The organism is Sphingomonas sp. Leaf10, from assembly GCF_001421245.1.
In the GTDB taxonomy this organism is placed as follows: Bacteria; Pseudomonadota; Alphaproteobacteria; order Sphingomonadales; family Sphingomonadaceae; genus Sphingomonas.
In genome coordinates, this window is the sequence record NZ_LMKE01000001.1 from 706,438 (window position 1) to 727,202 (window position 20,765).

Here is a 20,765-nt window from a genome sequence, read left to right on the forward strand (position 1 = left end):
GATCCGCCCTATGTCGCGCTCGACGTGAAGCTGATGCGCGCCTTCGGCCAGTTCCCGCGCGTCGAGGTGCCGACGACGAAGGGCAGCCGGATCTTCGAACTGCGTACCTATCACAGCCATAGCGAACAGGCGGGCGCGACGAAGATCGGCATGTTCGAAGGCGGCGGCGAGATCGAGATTTTCCGTCGAACCGGCCTGACCCCGGTCTTCTTCGCCCAGGACCTGACCGGGCAGCGGCTGCCGAGCCTGACCTACATGCTGACCTTTCCCGATCTCGCCACCCGCGATCGCAGCTGGAAGGCGTTCGGCGCGGACCCGGCATGGCAGCGACTGATCGCCATTCCCGGGCTGGCGGAAACCGTGATCGGCATCGACAATATGATACTCAGCCCGACGCGCTACTCGCAAATCTGACGCCGGGCGTCCTGTTACCGGCCGGGCACGAACATCCCATATTGTTCGCGCCACGCCGCGACTTCGTCCTGCAACTCCGCCGGGGCCGGCGCACCCGACAGCACCGGTCGGGCGATGTCGGGGGTGGGGTGCATCAGCATCTTCTTATCACCGTCACTGAACCAGACGGGGATCAGATATTCGCACAATACGTCCAGAACCCGCGCGGCCATGCCGTTTTCGATCGCGTCGCTGCCCGCCAGCAGACGGACGTTGATCGACACCCCTTCGAAACAATTTTGCGGTTTCGGCACGAAATTCATCGAAACCAACAGTCCCGAACGATCGGGTCGCGCCGCATCGGGCAGGTCCGCCTGGCGCCGCCACACGCAGAACCAGGTGCGGCAGATATGCGGGCGGACCGCATGGATGCCGCAGCCGTTCGCGGTCAGGTGCGCGCACGGCACCCCGGCGGGCTTGGCGAAGTCGGGCGAGGCGACCTGCAACACGGTGCAGCAGGCGGTGCAATCGCCGCACGACCGATCGGCCAGCACCGGGCCGAGCATGTTCGTTTCGAGATTGGCGGCGTCGTGCATCGCCCCCGGTTGCCGAGCCGCAACCCAAAAGGCAACCGCCGCCCTGCACGAAATCTGCACCGAGCGAAGCCGATATCCGCACGATGGCGACCGCATGGCCTGCAGGCGCGGCGGTGCATGCCCGTCCCGGATCAACCGGAGACGCCCATGCAATTCGTCAACGCCTGCAAACGCCGCCGCTTCGTCTGGAGCGTCGTCGCCGCCATCGCTGCGGTGACGGCCGGCGACCTCCTGTTCTATCAACAGGGGGCCTATGGTGGGCAGACCGGGTTCGCGCTGGCGGCGCTGCTGCTACTCGCCATCGCCTGTCGCCCGGCGATCTGGCGCGACCGGCGGGCATGGGTCGCGGGCGTCGCCGCGTTCGTCTTCGCGATGCAGATGGTGCGCGATCCGGGGCCGTTGCCATGGACGCTCTACTGGATCGCGGCGGGGGTGATGGTGCTGCTGCCCGCGACCGGCACGTTCGACGATGGCTGGCGCTGGTTCCAGCGGCTGTTCGCCCATGCCCTGCGATCGATCGTCGCACCGCTGATCGACCTGGTCCGCTGGCGCCGGGCGCGGCGTGCGCGGTTCGGGCGCCGGTTCAGCCTGTCGGACAGTCTGCACGGCATCGCCCTGCCCGTCATCGGCAGCGGTATCATCCTGCTGCTGTTCGTCGCCGCCAATCCGGTGCTGGCACAATGGATCGACCGACTGACCGGACCGGGTGTGTGGGAGGTGGACGTCGTCCGCATCCTGATCTGGATCACGGTGCTGATCGCGGCGTGGAGCCTACTGCACCCGCGCCCGATCCAGCCCATCGTCGGAACGTTCGACGGCAGCGGCGATTTGGCCCTGCCCGGCGTGACGATCGCGTCAGTGCGCCGGTCGCTGATAGCGTTCAACCTGTTGTTCGCGGTGCAGAATGCAATGGATATCGCCTATCTGAGCGGATGGGTGCCGATGCCGGCCGGGATCACGCTGGCCGACTATGCGCATCGCGGTGCCTATCCGCTGATCGCGACCGCACTGCTCGCCGCGCTGTTCGTGCTTGTAACGCTGCGGCCGGGGTCGCGGACCGCCGCGATCCCCGCGATCCAGCGGCTGGTCGGGCTGTGGATCGCACAGAACCTGATCCTCGTCGCCTCGTCGATCGTCCGCACGGTCGATTATATCGAGGCCTATTCGCTGACCGGGCTACGGCTGGCGGCGCTGGCATGGATGGCGCTGGTAGGATGCGGGCTGGCGTTCATCCTGTGGCGGCTGCTGAAGGGGCGGAGCGCCGGCTGGCTCATCAACGCCAATCTCGCCGCTGCCGGGCTGGTGCTCAGCGGCTTCGCGCTCACCGACAGCGCCGCGTTCGTCGCGTCGTGGAATGCGCGCTATGCCGGCGACGTCGGCGGACGCGGTGCGGCGCTCGACCTCTGCTATCTGCACATGCTGGGCGACTCCGCCCTGCCCGCGCTGATCGAACTGGAGCAGCGCCGCGACATCGATCCGGCGCTGCGCGACCGGGTCCGCTATGTCCGCAGCTCGGTGCTGTTCGCGCTCGACCATCGGTTGGGCAATGGCGGATGGACCGGGCTGGGCGAGCAGCGGCTGGCAGCGGCACGGGCGGCGTTTCCCGATCTGCCCGCGAACCTGCCGATGCCCGGTGTCGACCGCAGGTGCGACGGTCGCCTGAAACCGCGCCCTGCCCCCGCTGCACTGGTCACCTCCACATTGACAGTGAAGGCGCGGCCATGATCCTGTGTCCCATGCCGCGTTCGATCCTGATCGTCGACGACGATCCGCACATCCGCCAGTTGCTGGTCTTCGCCTTTAGCAAGGCGGGGCTGACCACGCGTGAGGCGGGCGATGGCGAGGAGGCGCTGGCCAGCGTGACGCGCGATCCCCCCGACCTGATCGTGCTCGACATTAACATGCCGCGCATGGACGGGCTGGAGGTGTGTCGCCGGTTGCGCGCGGTCGGCGACCTGCCGATCCTGTTCCTTTCGTCGCGCGATGACGAGATCGACCGGGTGCTGGGCATCGAACTGGGCGGCGACGACTATGTCGTGAAACCCTTTTCCCCGCGCGAGGTCGTGGCGCGCTCGATGGCGATCCTGCGCCGCGCCGCCGCGCATCCGCCGCGCGCGGAGACGGTGGCGAGCTTTCGCTATGGCGGGCTGAGCATTGATGGCGAGGGCTGGGCCGCGCACTGGATGGGGCAGGAGATCGCGCTGACCGTGACCGAATTCACGATCCTGCGCACGTTGGCGTCGATGCCGTCGCGCATCTTTTCGCGCGACCAGATCATCGACCGGCTGCACGGTCCGGGCTTCGCGATCACCGACCGCACGATCGACAGCCATGTCCGCAACCTGCGCCGCAAATTTGCCGAGGCGGGCTGTGCCGACCTGATCGAGACGCGCGCCGGGGTCGGCTATCGGCTGGGCGGCTGCCGGGAGCCGGTCGCCGCGACATGATCGCGCGGGCGAAGGCGGCGATTGCGCGGCACTGGCCGGTGCTGCGGCTGCGCACGATCCTGTTCAGCACGCTGCTGCTGGTCGCGGCGCTACCCGGGTTCGGCGCGCTATTCCTGCGCGTGTACGAAAATGCGCTGGTCCGCCGGACCGAGGGTGAACTAATTGCCCAAAGCGCGGCACTCGCAGCGAGCGCGGCCGTGCTGTGGCAAACCGCGCGACCGGCGCCGCTCGGCGTCATCGCACCGCCCGGTCCCTATGATCCGCAGAGCGAGGTCGACCTGCGCGCCTCGCCGATCCTGCCGCCCCGCCCCGCCGCCCGCGCCACGCCGATCCGGCCACAACCCGATGCAGTCGCGACCGCGCGTCGCCTGCTGCCGGCGATCGCGGAAACACAGCGGACGACCTTGTCATCGATCCTGATGCTCGATGCCGACGGGACCCTGCTGAACGGCGGCGAGGCAGGAGGTTCGCTCCGCGCTTTGCCCGAGATCCGGTCGGCACTGGCCGGGCAACCAGCGACGGTGCTGCGCGAAAATGGCAGCTATGTCTCGCGCTACGCCTTTGAATGGCTGAGCCGGGCGTCGAACCTGCGGCTGCACCATGCCCGGCCGATCGTGGTCGGCGGGCGGGTGCGGGGCGTTCTGCTGGTGTCGCGTTCGCCGCGGCCGCTGTTCAAGGGGATGTATGAGGATCGCGGCAAGATCACCCTCGGCATCGTGCTGATCTTCGGTGCGCTGATCGTGCTGACCGCGACGCTGTCGCGTGCGATCGTGCGGCCGATCGAGCGGTTGAGCCGGGCGACGCGAGCGCTGGCATCGGGGCGACCGGCGGCGACCGACCTGCCCTCGCTCCAGGTCGTCGAGATCCGCGACCTGTTCCGCGACTTTGCGGTGATGGCCGACAGCATCGACAAACGCTCGCGCTACCTGCGCGATTTCGCATCGTCGGTCAGCCATGAGTTCAAGACGCCGCTGGCCGGGATCAGCGGCGCGATCGAGCTGTTGCAGGATCATGAGGCGGACATGACCCCGGCCGATCGCCGCCAGTTCCTGCGCAATATTGCGGTCGATGCCGAACGCCTGTCGCGGCTGGTCCGGCGACTGATGGAGCTGGCCAAGGCCGACCTGCACCGGCCGGGCGCGACGGCGGGCGCGGCGCTGCCGCCGGTGCTGGCCGATGGTCTGGCAGGCGAGGGTTTTGCGGTGCGGCCCCTACTGCCCGATATGCTGCCGCGCCTCACCATCGATGCGCGGACGCTGGAGGCGGTGCTGACGACGCTAGTCGACAATGCGCGGCAGGCTGGCGCGTCGGTCGTGACCGTTTCCGCAGGCGTGGAGGACGGCCATGTCGTCATCGATCTGGCCGATGACGGCCGTGGCATCGCGCCGGCGGATCGCGACCGCGTCTTCGAGGCGTTCTTCACCACCAAGCGCGAGACGGGCGGCACCGGACTGGGCCTGCCGATCGCGCGGTCGCTGGTCGAGGCGTATGGCGGAACGTTGACCTTGGCGGAGGCGATACAAGGGTCTCGTTTCACCCTCACCCTGCCGATCGATCCTGCCGATGCAGGGAACCGGATAGCACGCCAACCGTAAGTCGTTGAAATCAAGACATACGGGGCATCACATGCGCGACCGGACCAAGGCGATCATCATGGCGGGCGGCGCGAGCGTCGCCGCGCTCGGCCTGTGGACATTGCTGCGCAGTGCCGACGACGCCGACCCCGATCCGGCCTATCCGCCGCTCGACCGGCCCAAGCCGATCGCCGACGATGTCTGGGTCGTCGACAGCGGTCCGATTAACGCGATGGGACTGCGATTGCCGGTCCGGATGACGATCGTCCGGCTGGGCAATGGCGAGTTGATCCTGCATTCACCAACCCGCTACAGCCCCGAACTGGCGGCGGCGGTCGCCGAACTGGGTACGATCCGCCATCTGATCGCGCCCAACGTCGCACACTGGACGTTCGTCGCCGACTGGCAGCGTGCCTATCCGGCGACGACGATGTGGGCGGCGCCGGGACTGTCGGATCGGGCACAGGTCCGCGCTTCGGGGCTGCGCATCGATCGCGAACTGGACGATACGGCACCGGCCGAATGGGCCGACGCGTTGCAACAGGGTGTCATCACCGGCGCGGCGGGGTTCAGCGAGATGTGGTTCCTGCACCGGCCGAGCCGAACGCTGATCCTGGTCGACCTGATCGAAAACCTCGAACCGGACAAATTGCCGCCGGTCGAGCGATGGCTGATGCAGGCCGCGGCGGCGACGCGGGGGACGACGGCGCGCTATCTGCGGATACCGGTTCGGCTGGGCGGCGATGCGGCAAAGGCGGCGGTACGGGCGATGATCGCGCTTCGGCCCGAACGCGTCATTTTCGCGCATGGTACGATCTTCGAAACCGATGGCGCCGCCCGGCTGGCCCGTGCGTTCGACTGGCTTGTCGAGGGCGATCAGTCCGTTTGAGGAGAGAAACAATGCGACCTGAAGAACCGGCGGGCGATGCCAATCTGTCGACCGAGCATCAGCGCAAGGGCGATGCGCGCAAGCCGAGCGATACGCTCGACCGCGATCAGCCAAAAACCGACGCGGAGGATGATTCCCCGCGCCGGTCGTCGCTGACTTGAACGGTTCCGGCAGGGGGCGAACCCCTGCCGGACGCCGGGATCAGCCGTCGATGCCGTAATGGTAATAAGTCACGCCGTTGACCGTTTCCTGACCCAGGAAGTCGATCGACAGCATGTTGTGGCCGACGCCGTTCAGGTCGATCTGCCCACCGGGATGGCGGAACCCGTCGCTTGCCTTCGGACCACCCTCGCCCGACAGGTCGAGCACGTTGTTGCTGCCGAAACCGATGGTGGCGTTGTCGTCACTGTCGAAGATCTGGCGCGTCGTGACGATGCGATCGTCGGCGCCGAAGCCGTTGATCGTGTCGAAGCCGAGGTTCAGGCCCAGCGCATTGTCGTAGAAGAAGGTGAAGCTGCCCGACGATGCATCGAACTTGTCGTTGCTGACCTTGCCCTCGGTGAATCCTTCCAGCCGGACCGATGCGTCGGCATAGGCATGGCCGCCGTCCTTCGACCCCAGATAGCGCAGGTTGACGACCCCGCCATCCGCCCCGACCAGCGACAACTGGTCGCCGCCATCGGGACCGTCGACGGCGATCACGCCGTTCTCACCCGCATCGACGCTGTCGCCCATTGAGCGATAGTTGATGAGCGAGTCGTTCTTGCGGAACGTCAGGATCGTGTCGTCGCCGACATTGCCGTTGCTGACGATATAGGCGGTGGCGATGTCGTGACCGAGGATGACATCGTTGGTGCCGTTCGACACCAGGACGGTCGACGCAGCGGTAGTGATGAGCGAGTTGTTGTTCGGCATGATTCCCCCTTACGAATGCCGCCCGGCCATGCCCCGGTGATCCCGTCTGGCAGGCCGAACGTTCGCAGCGGAAACCCTGTTGCAACCAAGCGGTTCCAACCAAACAATATTTTTGCGATCGGCTGCAATATTGTCGAAATGTTAAGGTTATTGCATCCCCGGTTTAAAGTGAAGAAGAGTTGCTCGCTATCCGTTGCCGCAGTCCCGGGCGGCGCGAGCACGTCGGGTCCGCCAATGCAGAAACCCGGTTACGAACAGGGCGGTCGGCATCAGCCCGACCAGCACCGCGAGGAGGCGCGTCGCGATGCCGCCGACCGTCCCGTCGTGCAGCGTCCGGACCCACGCGACGATTGCGCTGCCCCTGCCGCTGTGGCGGACGTCGTGCACCGCCAGCACCCGGCCTTGGTGTTGGTCGATAAAGACATAGCTGCCCGGAAAACGCGGATGCGGATCACCGGGTAGCTGCAGGCGGACACGGATCGGCTGGGCTGCGCGGTTCGGCACGTCGACGAACACGATCCGCCCGTCTGGAAAGACCCGCCGCGCGGTGGCGAACGCCGCCACTACCGATGTATTCGCCGGTCCCGCCGATCGCGGCGATGGTATCGGCTTCGGCGCAAGGAGCGCGGCGGTGACGTCGGGCAGCGCGAGCAGCACGCCGGTTCCGGTCAGGATCAGCAACAGCCCCGCGCTCCACAGCCCGCCCAGCTTGTGCAGGTCGCGCAGCCGGCGGATCGGCGCTGCCTGACGCTTGAACGCCAGCGCCTTGCGCCAGCTGCCGCGCGGCCACCACGCGACGATCCCGCTGATGAGCAGCATGAGTATGCCAACCCCTGACCAGCCGACCAACGCCATGCCGATATCCCCCGCCAGCAACTGCATGTGCAACTGGTAGAGCCAGCTCATCAGATAGCCGCCCCATGGCTCGGCGCGCAGGATTCGCCGGCCATCGGGGGAGAACCACAGCATCATGCGGTCGGCGTGGTGCCCCGGTGCCGGATAGTAGCGCGCCGGAATCGGCCCGCTTTCCCCGGTTACCTCCAGCGTCCATTTGCCGGCCGGATCGCTGCGCCATGCCCGTCCGGTCGCGAGCGCCTGGTCCCAGGCGTCCGAACGAAGGTCGATGGCCGGAGCATCCCCCTCGACCCCGATCGACGGACGCAGCGCGGCGTCGATCGCGGTGTAGAACACCAATGCCGATCCGGTCAGCCCCAGCAGCGCGAACAACAACCCGAGCCACAGCCCGAGCCACAGATGGACACGGCGCACGAAAAGCCGGGCTTGCGACAAACTGCCGGTCACGATCAGAACCGCGCCGCCAGCGCGGCTTCGAACGATCGCGGCGCGCCGATATAGACGTTGGTGGTCGGATAGCCCGAATATTCGCCATAAAAGGCGTTGGCGAGATTGCGCCCGCGCAACCAGAGCGTCGCTCGGTCGGTGACCGGCAGCGATAGGCTCGCGTCGAAGACGTAATGGCCGGCAACGCGGATGGTATTGGCGGTGTCGGTATAGAAGTTGCCCGCATGCCGGACCGATGCACCGATCGTCAACCGGTCGGCGATGGTATAGCCGGCGGCGGCGTTGAGCGTCGTCGCGGGCACATTGATCGGGCGGTTGCCGCGTCGATCGACCGCCACGCCGGCGATTAGTTCGGACAATTCGTCATAGCGGGCATCGGTGTACGACACCCCGCCGGACAGGGTGAACGCCTTGACCGGCACCAGCACGAGCGACACTTCCCCGCCTCGCGAGGACTGCCGCCCGCCCTGTACGATCAGCGCCGGGTTCGCCGGATCGCGGGTCAGGATATCGCGCTGTCCGATGCGATAGACGGCAGCGGTCAGTGCGGCGCGGCCACCCCATGCGCCGGCCTTTACACCGACCTCATAGGCATCGCCGCTGGTCAACCGGAACCGGCTGTTGGCGATCGACGCGAGCAGGATCGACGACACCGGCGACACCGCCGTCGTGAACTGGCCATAGAGGGTGACGCCGGAGACAACGTCCCATGTCGATCCGATCCGCCACGATACGGGGTCGAAGCGCGGGCGGTTGCGATCGCGCGCGCCGGTCGCATTCTGGACGGTCGTACGGTCGAGATCGATATGGTCCCAACGCACGCCGCCGAGCACCAACCAGGTTGGGGTCAGGTTCAACGCGTCTTCGGCGAACAGCGACGTCTGATGGAGGCGCGAGTCGAAGGTGACGTCGCTGGCGAAGCGCAGGTCGCGCGGCAGGATCGGGCGGACCGGATTGCGGACATCGACGGCGGCAAGCGCACCGGCCGCCGTCTGCCGGCGCAGGCTGACGAAGTCGGTGGCGTTCCGTTCGACGCCGATGCCGAACCGGTTGCGATGGCCGGCGATGCCCCCGTCATGGCCGATCACGCCGCGCGCGTTCCAGAACCGGTGGTCGTGGCGAAAATCCTGATAGGTCTGGCGGAAACCGCCGTTCGGGAACGCCGTACTCGGCGCGACGAAGCTCTGCGCGTCGGCGAGCAGGAAGCTGCGGTCGGCGGCATAAGCGGTCAGGTCCAGCGCGGCGATCCAGCCATCGCCGATCCGCCAGTCGAACCGGCTGCGTATCGTCGTCTCGCCGGCCCCGGACCCGGCGCCGGCCGGATTATAGTTGCGTCGCCGCAGCGCGCGATCGGCAACCAACCCATCGGCGGTGACGACCGCGTCGGTGGGACGCAGCGCGAATTGGCCGGGGATCAGCGGCAGTCCCTGATAGGTCGCGTCGTAGCGATCCTCGAAATGATCGAGGGCGATCAGCAGCGACAGGCGATCGTTCGGCCGCCACAGCGCGCTCGCGGTCAGCCCCGCTGAAAAGGTCGCATTGTCGTCGACGTCGTACAGGCTGTCGGAACGTTGATAGCTGGCATCGGCGCGAACGGCGAGCGTGGCATCGACCGGCAAATTCACCCCCGCCGCCGCGAACACCGTGTCGAAGCTGCCGATCGACACCAGCGTGTCCAGCCGGCGTTCGTCCGGAACCGGCTTGCGCGTGACCTTGTTGACCACGCCCGCCAGCGCACCTTCGCCGAACATGACCGACGCCGGACCTTTCAGCACCTCGACCCGGTCGTAATGCCAGTTGTTGGTGTCGCGCTGCACGACGGTCGAGGTCGACACGCGGACCCCATCCTGCAGGATCGACACGGCATTGCCCGAAAAACCGCGCAGGCTGACGACTGCCGGATTGCCGGGCACGTTGCCCGACACCGCCCCGACGACCGCCGCAAAGGTTTCGCGCGCGGTGCGCAGGCCGCGTCGTTGCAGATCGTCCTGCGTCAGGATTTCGATGCTAGCCGGCGTCTCCCGCACCGACAGGTTCAGGCGACCGGCGGCCTGCGTCGGGGTATCGAGGTTCAGGGGATCGCGCTGCCCGGTGACGACGATTGTCGCGTCGCCGGCGTCGCGGACCTGCGCCATGGCGGACAGGGGCAGGAACAGGCACGACGCCGCAGCGCCGCACCACAAGCGGATGGGATACATGACAAGAGGCTCCGGCTGACAGCAGGAACGCGCCGATGGTGGCGCGCAACGACGGGTCAGACGAAGCGAGGTGGTCCGCGCAGGGGCGGTCGCAGATAGGCGGGTCGCGCCGGGAGGGGCTGCACGACCGCCCGCCATCCGGTGGCGAGCACGAAGGCGACCAGTGTGACGAGCAGGATCGGATCGATCGCCCCCAGCGCCGCCGCCGACAATCCGGCAAAGGCGCAGGGCATCTCCCCCTTGCCCTTGTCAGCCGGAGCATGATGCCCGGCCATGTCGCCATGGTGCATCACCGGCTGCGCTGGCACCGTGCCGGGGCAGACCATGATCGCGACGCGGCCATGGTCGACGCTCAGCATATAGCCGGTCGGCACGATCAGCTTGAGCAGCAACGCCGCCGCGCACAGCAGCACGGCAAGACGGCGTTGCGCCAGAAGATGCCGAACGATCCGCACCCGGCCGGGCCTATCGCGCTACGCCTGCCGTGTCACCCGGACATTCCGCCCCAGTCGGGCATTATCACTGACGCAGGTTATCCGGATAAACGGTCGGTAGAATCTACATGCCGGCAAGCAGCTTATCGACGGCGATCGGATAGTCGCGCACGCGCACGCCGCACGCATTGTAGATCGCATTGGCCACCGCCGCGCCGACCCCGCAAATACCCAGTTCGCCGACCCCCTTCGCCTTCATCGGCGACGACAGCGGGTCCGCTTCGTCGAGGAACACGACCTCCTGATGCGGAATATCGGCATGGGTCGGCACGTGATATTCCGCCATGTCGTGGTTAATGAACCCGCCGAGGCGTGGGTCGATCACCAGTTCCTCGGTCAATGCCGCACCGACGCCCATCGTCATCGCGCCCAGTATCTGGCTGCGCGCCGATTTGGGGTTGAGAATGCGCCCGGCCCCGAACACACCCAGCATCCGCCGTACCCGGATTTCGGCGGTATCGGCATCGACGCCGACCTCGACGAAATGCGCGCCGAACGTCGCCTGGACGAACTTGCGGGTCAGGTTGCCGAATTCGATCCGGTCCTCGACCTCGATGCCTCGTCCGCCAACCGCATCACCCAGCGCCACCGACTTGTTGCCCGACCATATGCGGCTATCGGCAAAGCGGGCTGTGGCGGGTTCGAAGCCGGCAGCTTCGGCGATCCTGTCGCGCAGGCCGACACAGGCGGCATAGACGCCCGCCGTCGAACTGTTCGCGCCGAACTGTCCGCCCGACCCGGCCGAGATCGGGAAGGTGGATTCGCCCAAGCGAACGGTCACCTGGTCGAGGTCGACTCCCAGCATTTCCGCAGCGGTCTGGGCAAGGATCGTGTAGCTGCCGGTGCCGATGTCGGTCATGTCGGTCGTGACGGTTACCCGGCCATCGCCACTCACCTCCACGCGCGCCGCCGATTTCAGCACGATATTGCCGCGATAGGCCGCTGCCATGCCCATGCCGACCAGCCAGCGCCCGTCGCGCCGCATACCCGGCGTCGCGACCCGCGCGCTCCAGCCGAAACGCTCCGCCCCTTCGCGTAGACAGCCGATCAGGTCGCGGTGCGAGAAGCGCCGCTCGGGCTTTTCCGGATCGACCTGCGTATCGTTCAGGATGCGCAATTCGACCGGATCGATGCCGAGCCGTTCGGCCAGCTCATCCATCGCCGCCTCGATCGCCATCATACCGACCGCTTCGCCGGGTGCACGCATCGCGTTGGATTCAGGCAGATTCAGCGTTGCCAGCCATTCGTCGACGCGGCGATGGGGCGCGGCATAGAGCTGGCGCGTCTGCGCCCCCGCCCCTTCGGGACTGCCGCCCGCGACGTCGCCTGACCAGCTTTCGTGGCCGATCGCGGTCAGCCGCCCCTCGCGCGTCGCCCCCAGCCGCAGCCGCTGGATCGTCGCCGACCGGTGCGGCGTGTTGTTGAAGACCTGCGGCCGGGTCAGAACGACCTTGACTGGGCGTCCGACCTGTCGCGCCGCGACCGCCGCCAGCACCGCATCGGCGCGGACCCACAGCTTGCCGCCGAACCCACCCCCGATATGATGGGCGACGATCCGCACCTTCTCCTTCGGCATGCCGAGCACCTTCGCCATGTCGCGCGCCGCCCAGTCGACCATCTGGTTCGCGGTCCGCAGCGTCAGTTCGTCGCCATCCCACGACGCGATCGATGCATGCGGCTCCATCATCGCATGGGCGTGATCGGGGGTGGTGTAGGTCGCGTCGACCTGTACCGGCGCATCGGCAAAGGCTTGGTCGAAATCGCCATGGACGTGCGAGGAATTGCGCTCGGCACCATCCTTCGCGTCCGCCAGATCGAAGACGCCGTCGTCGGCGGCATAGTCGATCCGCACCAGCCCGGCGGCGGCACGCGCCGCTTCGAAACTGTCAGCGACGACCAGTGCGGCCGTCTGTCCGAACTGATCGACCTGCGGACCAGCGAGCATCGGCAGCTTGTGATCGTCGCCTAGCGCCAGCGCCCCGGCATTTTCATGGGTTATGACCGCCAGCACACCCGGCGCAGCCAGCGCTTGTTCGGTATCGATCGCGACAATCCGTCCGCTGGCGATCGTCGTCGTGACGATCATGCCGTAGACCATGTCCGGCACGACGAATTCGGCGGCATAGGTCGCGCGACCGGTAACCTTCATCGGCCCTTCGATCCTGTCGGTCGGGCGACCCAATATCCGCATCGCATCGGTCGGGTTGGCGCCGGCGGCTTCCGTGAACTTCATGACGTAATTCCTATTTCCGGCCGAACAGCTTTTCGATATCGCCATGGGCCAGCTTGATCCAGGTCGGGCGGCCATGGTTGCATTGGCCCGAATGTGGCGTGACTTCCATCTCGCGCAACAGCGCGTTCATCTCGACCACCGACAAAATGCGGCCGGCACGGACCGATCCGTGGCAGGCCATGGTCGCGGCGACATGGTCGATGCGTTCCTTGAGCGACAGCGCCGCGTCGTGCGCACGGATTTCATCGGCGATATCGGTGACGAGGCCGATGACATCCCCCTGCCCCAGTACCGCCGGGACGGCACGCACCAGCATCGCGCGCGGGCCGAAGCGTTCGAGTTCCAGTCCGAATTCGGCCAGTTCCTCCGCCTTGTCCTCCAGTGCGTCGCAGGCGACCTCATCCAGCTCGACCACTTCGGGGATCAGCAGCGCCTGTCGCGCGACGCCGCCCTTGGCCAATGCGGCGCGCATCCGTTCCAGCACCAGTCGTTCATGCGCGGCATGCTGGTCGACCAGCACCAGCCCGTCCTCGGCCTCGGCAACGATATAGGTGCGCGCGACCTGCCCGCGCGCCGCGCCGAGCGGGAATTGCGTCGAGGCGGGCGGCGGTTCGACCGCGACCTCGGCCCGCGCCTGCGGCGGTGGGGCAAAAAAGGTCGGGCGACGTTCGTGAAAGGCAAAGCCGGACGACGTGGTCGTTTCCGCCAGCGGGGGTAGCGGCAGCGCGGACGGTGCGGCGGGTGCGATCGGCTCCGACGTCCACGCCGCCATTGCTTCCTCGGCCGGCCGCTGCACCACACGAAACCCGGCTTCGTCGAGCGCACGGCGCAAACCGCCGACGATCAGTCCGCGCGCAGCCGCAGGGTCGCGGAAGCGAACCTCGGTCTTGGCCGGATGGACGTTCACGTCGATCAGATCGGGGTCGACGTCGAGGAACAATGCGACCACCGCATGCCGGTCGCGCGCCAGCATCTCGGCATAGGCGCCGCGCACTGCCCCCGACAGCAACCGGTCCTTTACCGGGCGGCCGTTGACGAACAGATATTGGTGATCGGCGATCCCGCGATGAAAGGTCGGAAGCCCGGCCACGCCGCCGAGGCGCATCCCCTCCCGCTCCCAATCCAGCCCGACTGAATTGGCGGCCAGCGCGCGGTCGGTCAGCGCTGCGACGCGTTCTGGCCGCGACTCGCCGGCCTGGACGCCCAGTACCCGCCGCCCGTCATGTTCGAGGGTGAAGGCAATGTCGGGCCGCGCCATCGCCAGCCGCCGCACCTGATCGACGCAGGCGGCAAATTCGGAGCGGGCCGAGCGCAGGAACTTGCGCCGTGCGGGAACGCGCGCGAACAGCTCCTCGACCCGGATGCGGGTCCCGGGCGGAACGGCGGCCGGCTTATCCTCGACCACCTCGCCATTGTCGACGGTGCGCAGCCAGCCCTCCGCGCCGGCCGGGCGGCTTTCAATCGACAGGCGTGCGACGCTGGCAATGGAGGGCAGCGCCTCGCCCCGGAATCCCAGCGTCGTGACCGCCTCGATCCGGTCGTCGGGCAGCTTGGAGGTGGCATGGCGTTCTAGCGCGAGCGCCATATCGGCCGGCGCCATGCCGCAACCATCGTCGCTAACCTCGATCAAGTCGATGCCGCCGGCGGCCAGCCGGACCAGTATACGGGTGGCGCCCGCGTCGATCGCGTTCTCGACCAGTTCTTTCAGCGCGGAAGCGGGGCGTTCCACCACTTCCCCGGCGGCGATGCGGTTGACGAGATGCTCGGGGAGACGGCGTATTGACATGGGGGTCGCTCTAGCCCAAGCGGCGCCATCCCGCGACCCGCAACCGCCATTTGGCAGCCGATCGGAAAGCCGATCGGGCGGGTCGAGGTACAAGCTGCGAACCGCCGCGTCGGGACACGCGGACAAGGACGGAAGTATCGATGGCCTTCTCGCGTTTCTTCAAGTTCATGTCGCATGATATGGCGATCGACCTCGGCACCGCCAACACGGTGGTGTATCTGCGCGGTCGCGGTGTCGTGCTGAACGAACCGTCGGTGGTGGCGGTCGAAACGTTGAACGGGGTCAAGCGGGTCAAGGCGGTCGGCGACGATGCCAAGCTGATGATGGGCAAGACGCCGGGTTCGATCGAGGCGATTCGCCCGCTTCGCGACGGTGTGATCGCCGACATCGATGTCGCCGAACAGATGATCAAGCACTTCATTCAAAAGGTGCATGGCCAGCGTCGCTTCATCCGCTGGCCGCAGATCGTGATCTGCGTGCCGTCGGGTTCGACCAGCGTCGAACGCCGCGCGATCCGCGATGCCGCGTCGAACGCCGGTGCGTCGCAGGTGTGGCTAATCGAGGAACCGATGGCGGCCGCGATCGGTGCCGATATGCCGGTGACCGAACCCATCGGGTCGATGGTCGTCGATATCGGCGGCGGCACGACCGAAGTCGCGGTGCTGTCGCTGCGCGGTCTCGCCTATTCGACCTCGGTCCGCGTCGGCGGTGACAAGATGGACGAAGCGATCGTCAGCTATGTCCGCCGCAACCACAATCTGCTGATCGGTGAAGCCACCGCCGAGCGGATCAAGCAGGAAGTCGGTACCGCGAAGCCGCCGGCGGACGGCATCGGCACGCTCATCTACATCAAGGGCCGCGACCTGGTGAACGGCGTGCCCAAGGAAATCCAGATTAACCAAGGCCAGATCGCCGAAGCACTGTCCGAGCCCGTAGCCGCGATCGTGGAGGGCGTGCGCATCGCGCTGGAAAACACCGCGCCCGAACTGGCCGCCGATATTGTCGATCAGGGCATCGTACTGACCGGTGGCGGCGCATTGTTGCAGGGCATTGACGAAGTGCTGCGCGACGAGACCGGCCTGCCCGTGACGGTCGCCGAGGATCCGCTCACCTGCGTCGCGCTTGGCACCGGCCGTGCGCTGGAGGATCCGATCTACAAGGGCGTCCTGCTCGCCGTCTGACAGAGGGGTTTGGGGGCATGGCGCCGCCACGCAACCACCGGCCGGGCTTTTCGCGGCGGGCGCAATATACGGTGTTCGCCGGCTATGTGCTGGCGGCGAGCGGCGCGTTGGTCGGTGCCATCCTGCTCCTGATTTCGATCATCGATCCGCGCGCTTTCGCCGTATTCCGCGGTGCGGTGCGCGAGGCGACGACCCCGGTCTCCGCCGGCCTCGATTGGGTATGGGACGGGGTATCGTCGGTGCCACGCGGGGTCGGCGATTATTTCGGTGCGGTCGACGAGAACCGCCGGCTGCGCAAGCAGCAGGCCGAGGTCGGCCGTTACCTGTTGCAGGCACGGTCGCTGAAGCGGGAGAATGCTCGGCTGCGGGTGTTGCTCAACCTGCGCGAACGCTCGGCATCCCCGGTCGCCAACGCCCGGCTGGTGAACAGTTCGCCGAGCAGCACGCGGCGCTATGCCACGATCAACGCCGGTTCATCGCAAGGGGTGTTGCGCGGGCAGCCGGTGCGAGGGCCGGACGGGCTGATCGGTCGTATCGTCGAAACCAGCCCGAACACCGCCAGCGTTCTCCTGATCCTAGATCCCGAAAGCATCGTGCCGGTCCGCCGCACCCGCGACGGGCTGTCGGCGATCGTCGCCGGCCTGGGCAACGGTCAGGTCGAGGTCCGCACGGCCGGTGTCGTCAACGCGCCACTGCTGGCTGGCGACGTCTTCGTAACGTCGGGGACCGGCGGCATCTACCCGCCGGGCATTCCGGTCGCGCGCGTGTCGCGCAGCCAGCGCGACGTGGCGCCGGCGCGGGTCTTTGCCGAACCGGACGCGCTCGACTTCGCACTGGTCGAGCGCGCATTCCTGCAACCGCCGGTACCGCGCCCGACCCCTACCCCCACGCCCAGCCCCAAGCCGGCCGCCGAATGAAGCTGCTGGGGCCTGACGACGATCGCAACGATCGCGTCCTGACACGCAAGGCGGTTTTCAGCATTCTCGCCGGATCGCTGCTGACCCTGATACCGGTCGTGGCATCGGTACCTTTTCTCCCGCCCTTCGGCCTGTTGATGTTTCTCGGCTGGCGGCTGTTCCGACCGGGCGCGCTGCCCGTCTGGGCCGCAGCACCGCTTGGCCTGTTCGACGATCTGGTCAGCGGGCAACCGCTGGGCAGCGCGGTCCTGTTGTGGCAAATATGCTCGCTGATGCTCGATCTGGTCGACACGCGACTGGTGACGCGCGATTTCTGGCAGGACTGGCTGCTGGCGGGCGGGGCGATCGCCTTTACGCTGTCGGCAGGACGGGTGTTCGCGACGCGGCTGTCGGCGCATGTCGACACTGCGTTGCTGCTGCAAATCGTTGTATCGGTGGCGTTGTTTCCGCTGGCCACCCGGCTATGTACGGCGCTTGCGGGCCGTGAGGATGAATGAGCAGGATCGTCACCGAAGCCGCACAGGCGTTCAGCTTTTCCCGGCGGGCGATGGTGCTGGGCGGCGCGCAGGCGGCGGTCGGCGTGGTGCTGGCGGCGCGGATGGCTTGGCTGTCGGTCGCCGAGAACGAGCGCTATAACCTCCTAGCCGAAAGCAACCGCGTCAACCTGACCATGATCCCCCCGCGGCGCGGCTGGATCATCGATCGACATGGTGCGCCGATCGCCAACAACCGCACCGATTTCCGCGTCGACCTGATCCCCGACCGGATGGAGGATGGCGTGCGGGTGCTGGGCGAGTTGCAGCAATTGCTGGCGCTGACCGCCGAGGATATGGCGCGCATCCAGACCGACCTGAAGCGCGCGGGCAATTTCACGCCGGTGCAGGTCGCCGAGAATCTCGACTGGGAACGCTTCGCCGCGGTCAGCGTCCGCCTGCCCGAACTGCCGGGCGTGCAGCCGACGCGCGGCTTTTCGCGCAGCTACCCGCCCGGGGCCGCCGTCGCGCATCTGACCGGCTATGTCGGTGCCGCCACCGCCGAGCAGTTCAAAGAGACGCGCGATCCGCTGATGGTGACTCCGGGGTTCAAGCTCGGCAAGGATGGGCTTGAAAAGACGCTGGAATCCGATCTGCGCGGCGCAGCGGGTGCCAAGCGGGTCGAGGTGACCGCGCGCGGGCAGATCGTGCGCGAACTGGAAACACGTCCCGACAAGCAGGGCAAGAACGTCCGGCTGACGATCGATCTCGGGCTTCAGGAATATGCGGCGCGGCGGCTCGGCCCCAATTCAGGGTCGGCGGTGGTGATGGATGCGGTGACCGGCGACGTGCTGGCGATGGTGTCGATGCCGGCCTACGACCCCAACAGCTTTTCGGACGGCATCGGCCGGCTGGAATGGAAGATGCTGTCGGACGACGACCATATTCCGTTGATGAACAAGACGCTGCAGGGCCTGTACCCGCCGGGATCGACGGTGAAGCCGATGCATGCGCTCGCGATCCTTCAGGCCGGCATCGATCCGCATCGTCGCGTCAACTGCACCGGGGTGCTGCAAGTCGGCACTGGCCGCTTTCACTGCCACAAGCGCGGCGGCCATGGCCCGCTCGATATGGTCGGTGCCGTAGCGCAAAGCTGCGATATCTACTTCTACACCATGGCACGCGAACTGGGCTATGATCGCTTCGCCCCCGTCGCCCGCGCAATGGGGCTGGGACAGGAGTATGAACTTCCCTTCCAGTCGCAACGCTACGGCACGGTACCGGATAGCGCGTGGAAGCTGCGCAAATACAAGCAGAAATGGACCGTTGCGGATTCGGTCAACGCGTCGATCGGTCAAGGCTATGTGCTGACCAACCCGCTGCAACTGGCGGTGATGGCTGCCCGTATCGCCCAAGGGCGACGGGTCGTGCCGCGGCTGCTGCTCGACACGCCGCACCGCCCGGCACCCTCGATGAACATCGATCAGGACATGCTGGACACGGTGCATAAGGCGACATGGGCGGTCATCAACGGCGGCGGTACCGGCGGGCGTTCGCGGTTTCAGGGTCTGCCCGGTATCGAACTGGCAGGGAAAACCGGCACCGCGCAGGTTCGCCGCATCACGATGGCCGAACGCCGCACCGGCGTACTGGGCGATGGCGCGTTACCGTTCAAGATGCGCGACCATTCGCTGTTCATCGGCTATGCGCCCGCCAACGCGCCGCGCTACGCGGTATCGGTGGTGCTCGAACATTCGGGGCATATCTATACCGCCGCGCCGATCGCCAGCGACATATTGTCGTGGCTGTTCGACCGCGACAAGGCGATGGCGCGACTCGAACCGCTCGAACGCGAATGGGGCGGCGACATCAACGCCCGCATGGCGACACAGTGGCGCAGCTTCCAGGCCGCGCAACAGGCGCCGGTGCTGAGCGTCCCCGCGACGCCTGCGGATGTCGAGGGCGCGACGACCAACGTCGTCGATTCCGCCGTCGCCAACCAGATCGAACCCGACCCCGCCGTCGCCCAGTCGAACGAAACCCGACGCACCGAATGAAACGCATCAACCAGACCACCTCGCACGGATTGGGGTTCGTCCCCGCCCCGCTCGCGCAATTGCCGTGGCGGGTGCTGTTCCTGCTGCTGGCGATCGGCGGATTCGGGCTGGTCGTGCTGTTTTCGGCAGCGGGCGGCAGTCTTCAGCCATGGGCGTCGCGGCAGGGCCTCGCCTTCGCGATCTTCCTGCTCGCCGCCATCGGCATTTCGCGTATCCGGCTGAATTTCTGGCGCGATCTGGCGCTGCCGGCTTATGCGATCATCACGATCATGCTGATCCTGGTCGAACTGGCCGGCGCGGTGCGCGGCGGATCGCAGCGATGGCTCGACCTGGGCTTTATCCGCGTCCAGCCGTCCGAATTCATGAAACCGGCGATCGTGCTGGCACTGGCCCGCTTCTACGAACTGTTGCCGGCGGGCGAGATACGTCGGTTCGGCGCGGTCTGGCCAGCGGCGTCGATGCTGGGCGTGCCGGTGGTGCTGGTGATGCTGCAACCCGATCTGGGTACCGCACTGATGATTACCGCCGGTGGGCTGACCGTCATGTTCCTCGCCGGACTGCCGATCCGATTGTTCGTCGGCGGCGCGCTGGCGGTGGCGATCGCCGCGCCGCTCGCGTTCAATTTCCTGCTGCACGATTATCAGCGCAACCGCGTACTGATCTTCCTCGACCCCGAAAGCGATCCGCTCGGCACCGGCTATCATATCAGCCAGTCGAAGATCGCGATCGGATCGGGCGGAATCTTCGGCAAGGGGTTTTTGAACGGCACGCAGAGTCATCTCGACTATCTGCCCGAAGGGCATACCGATTTCGTCTTCGCGACGATGGCAGAGGAATGGGGGCTGGTCGGCGGCGTGCTGCTGATCACCGCATTCATCCTGCTGGTCCGCTGGGGGGTGGGCGTCGGCGTGCGGGCGGAAGGGCGGTTCTCGAAACTGGTCGCGGGTGGGCTTGCGACGACCATCTTCTTCTACGTCGCCATCAACCTCATGATGGTGATGGGACTGGCGCCCGTCGTCGGCATCCCGTTGCCGCTGGTCAGCTATGGTGGATCGGCGCAGATGACCGTGCTCGGTTGTATCGGCATCCTGATGGCGATCGACCGTGAGAACCGCGAGCGGGTGCGGTTCTGACGGTTATTTTTGCGCATATGAAAAATAGGGTTTGCTTAGCCGCGAAGGTTCGCTAAAGGCGCCGCTCCAACGGCGGAACGGCCCCAAACCGATCCGCCCCATCGCGCAGGCGACGGACGCATAGCTCAGTTGGTAGAGCAGCTGACTCTTAATCAGCGGGTCCTTGGTTCGAGCCCA

At 66.8% G+C, this 20,765-nt stretch carries 18 protein-coding genes; 11 read left to right on the top strand and 7 right to left on the bottom strand.

Translation table 11 applies throughout. The features are described from left to right. Positions 1 to 414: NIPSNAP family protein (locus ASE59_RS03310; RefSeq protein ID WP_200913144.1), on the top strand; the 414-nt coding region annotated here is incomplete at its 5' end. A 14-nt stretch (positions 415 to 428) separates the two neighbouring features. Here ASE59_RS03310 and ASE59_RS03315 read toward each other — a convergent pair. After that, positions 429 to 989: a YkgJ family cysteine cluster protein gene (locus tag ASE59_RS03315; protein WP_056451901.1), complete on the bottom strand. Its 561-nt coding sequence runs from the start codon at positions 987 to 989 to the stop codon at positions 429 to 431. A gap of 147 nt (positions 990 to 1,136) precedes the next feature. On the opposite strand from ASE59_RS03315, the gene ASE59_RS03320 reads away from it, so the two are divergent. From ASE59_RS03320 to ASE59_RS20180, 5 genes are read left to right on the top strand one after another with little or no spacing between them, the layout of a single operon-like run. Then, on the top strand, positions 1,137 to 2,714 hold the full coding sequence (locus ASE59_RS03320; RefSeq protein WP_056451902.1) for a DUF4173 domain-containing protein: 1,578 nt from the start codon (positions 1,137 to 1,139) through the stop codon (positions 2,712 to 2,714). Next, on the top strand, positions 2,711 to 3,436 hold the full coding sequence (locus tag ASE59_RS03325) for a response regulator transcription factor (RefSeq protein ID WP_235515623.1): 726 nt from the start codon (positions 2,711 to 2,713) through the stop codon (positions 3,434 to 3,436). The genes ASE59_RS03320 and ASE59_RS03325 overlap by 4 nt, the downstream gene beginning before the upstream one ends. Beyond that, positions 3,433 to 5,031 (top strand): sensor histidine kinase, encoded by a 1,599-nt coding sequence (locus ASE59_RS03330; protein WP_056451906.1) that lies wholly within the window; start codon positions 3,433 to 3,435, stop codon positions 5,029 to 5,031. The genes ASE59_RS03325 and ASE59_RS03330 overlap by 4 nt, the downstream gene beginning before the upstream one ends. A gap of 31 nt (positions 5,032 to 5,062) precedes the next feature. Continuing rightward, a complete protein-coding gene (locus ASE59_RS03335; RefSeq protein WP_200913145.1) occupies positions 5,063 to 5,899 on the top strand; it encodes a DUF4336 domain-containing protein in 837 nt (278 codons plus the stop codon). Positions 5,900 to 5,910: 11 nt separating this feature from the next. Further along, positions 5,911 to 6,060, top strand: a complete 150-nt coding sequence (locus ASE59_RS20180; RefSeq protein ID WP_200913146.1) for a hypothetical protein — start codon at positions 5,911 to 5,913, stop codon at positions 6,058 to 6,060. Between the two features lie 40 nt (positions 6,061 to 6,100). Here the strand turns inward: ASE59_RS20180 and ASE59_RS03340 are convergent, their stop codons facing one another. The 6 genes from ASE59_RS03340 to mutL form a co-directional block, all read right to left on the bottom strand. After that, positions 6,101 to 6,814, bottom strand: a complete 714-nt coding sequence (locus ASE59_RS03340) for a hypothetical protein (protein ID WP_056451908.1) — start codon at positions 6,812 to 6,814, stop codon at positions 6,101 to 6,103. Between the two features lie 186 nt (positions 6,815 to 7,000). After that, complete coding sequence (locus ASE59_RS03345; RefSeq protein ID WP_056451910.1) at positions 7,001 to 8,116, bottom strand: PepSY-associated TM helix domain-containing protein; 1,116 nt, start codon at positions 8,114 to 8,116, stop codon at positions 7,001 to 7,003. 2 nt (positions 8,117 to 8,118) lie between these two features. Further along, entirely contained in the window at positions 8,119 to 10,314 is a 2,196-nt protein-coding gene (locus tag ASE59_RS03350) for a TonB-dependent receptor (protein ID WP_235515624.1), read from the bottom strand. Between the two features lie 56 nt (positions 10,315 to 10,370). Beyond that, positions 10,371 to 10,769 carry a hypothetical protein gene (locus ASE59_RS03355; RefSeq protein WP_056451912.1) on the bottom strand — a complete coding sequence of 133 codons (399 nt, stop codon included), beginning with the start codon at positions 10,767 to 10,769 and terminating at the stop codon, positions 10,371 to 10,373. A 103-nt stretch (positions 10,770 to 10,872) separates the two neighbouring features. Beyond that, positions 10,873 to 13,041 (bottom strand): xanthine dehydrogenase family protein molybdopterin-binding subunit, encoded by a 2,169-nt coding sequence (locus ASE59_RS03360; protein WP_056451913.1) that lies wholly within the window; start codon positions 13,039 to 13,041, stop codon positions 10,873 to 10,875. 10 nt (positions 13,042 to 13,051) lie between these two features. After that, positions 13,052 to 14,827 carry a DNA mismatch repair endonuclease MutL gene (mutL, locus tag ASE59_RS03365; protein ID WP_056451915.1) on the bottom strand — a complete coding sequence of 592 codons (1,776 nt, stop codon included), beginning with the start codon at positions 14,825 to 14,827 and terminating at the stop codon, positions 13,052 to 13,054. A gap of 140 nt (positions 14,828 to 14,967) precedes the next feature. Between mutL and ASE59_RS03370 the strand changes: the two genes are divergently transcribed. Genes ASE59_RS03370 through rodA form a run of 5 tightly spaced genes read left to right on the top strand, consistent with a single transcriptional unit; the run spans position 14,968 to position 20,588 of the window. After that, positions 14,968 to 16,008, top strand: a complete 1,041-nt coding sequence (locus ASE59_RS03370) for a rod shape-determining protein (protein ID WP_056451917.1) — start codon at positions 14,968 to 14,970, stop codon at positions 16,006 to 16,008. A gap of 17 nt (positions 16,009 to 16,025) precedes the next feature. Next, positions 16,026 to 16,925, top strand: a complete 900-nt coding sequence (gene mreC, locus ASE59_RS03375; protein WP_056451918.1) for a rod shape-determining protein MreC — start codon at positions 16,026 to 16,028, stop codon at positions 16,923 to 16,925. Further along, on the top strand, positions 16,922 to 17,422 hold the full coding sequence (mreD, locus tag ASE59_RS03380; RefSeq protein WP_056451920.1) for a rod shape-determining protein MreD: 501 nt from the start codon (positions 16,922 to 16,924) through the stop codon (positions 17,420 to 17,422). Before mreC ends, mreD begins: the two co-directional genes overlap by 4 nt. Beyond that, a complete protein-coding gene (gene mrdA, locus ASE59_RS03385) occupies positions 17,419 to 19,455 on the top strand; it encodes a penicillin-binding protein 2 (protein ID WP_056451922.1) in 2,037 nt (678 codons plus the stop codon). Before mreD ends, mrdA begins: the two co-directional genes overlap by 4 nt. Continuing rightward, complete coding sequence (gene rodA / locus ASE59_RS03390) at positions 19,452 to 20,588, top strand: rod shape-determining protein RodA (RefSeq protein ID WP_056451924.1); 1,137 nt, start codon at positions 19,452 to 19,454, stop codon at positions 20,586 to 20,588. The genes mrdA and rodA overlap by 4 nt, the downstream gene beginning before the upstream one ends. The last annotated feature ends 177 nt before the right edge of the window (positions 20,589 to 20,765 follow it).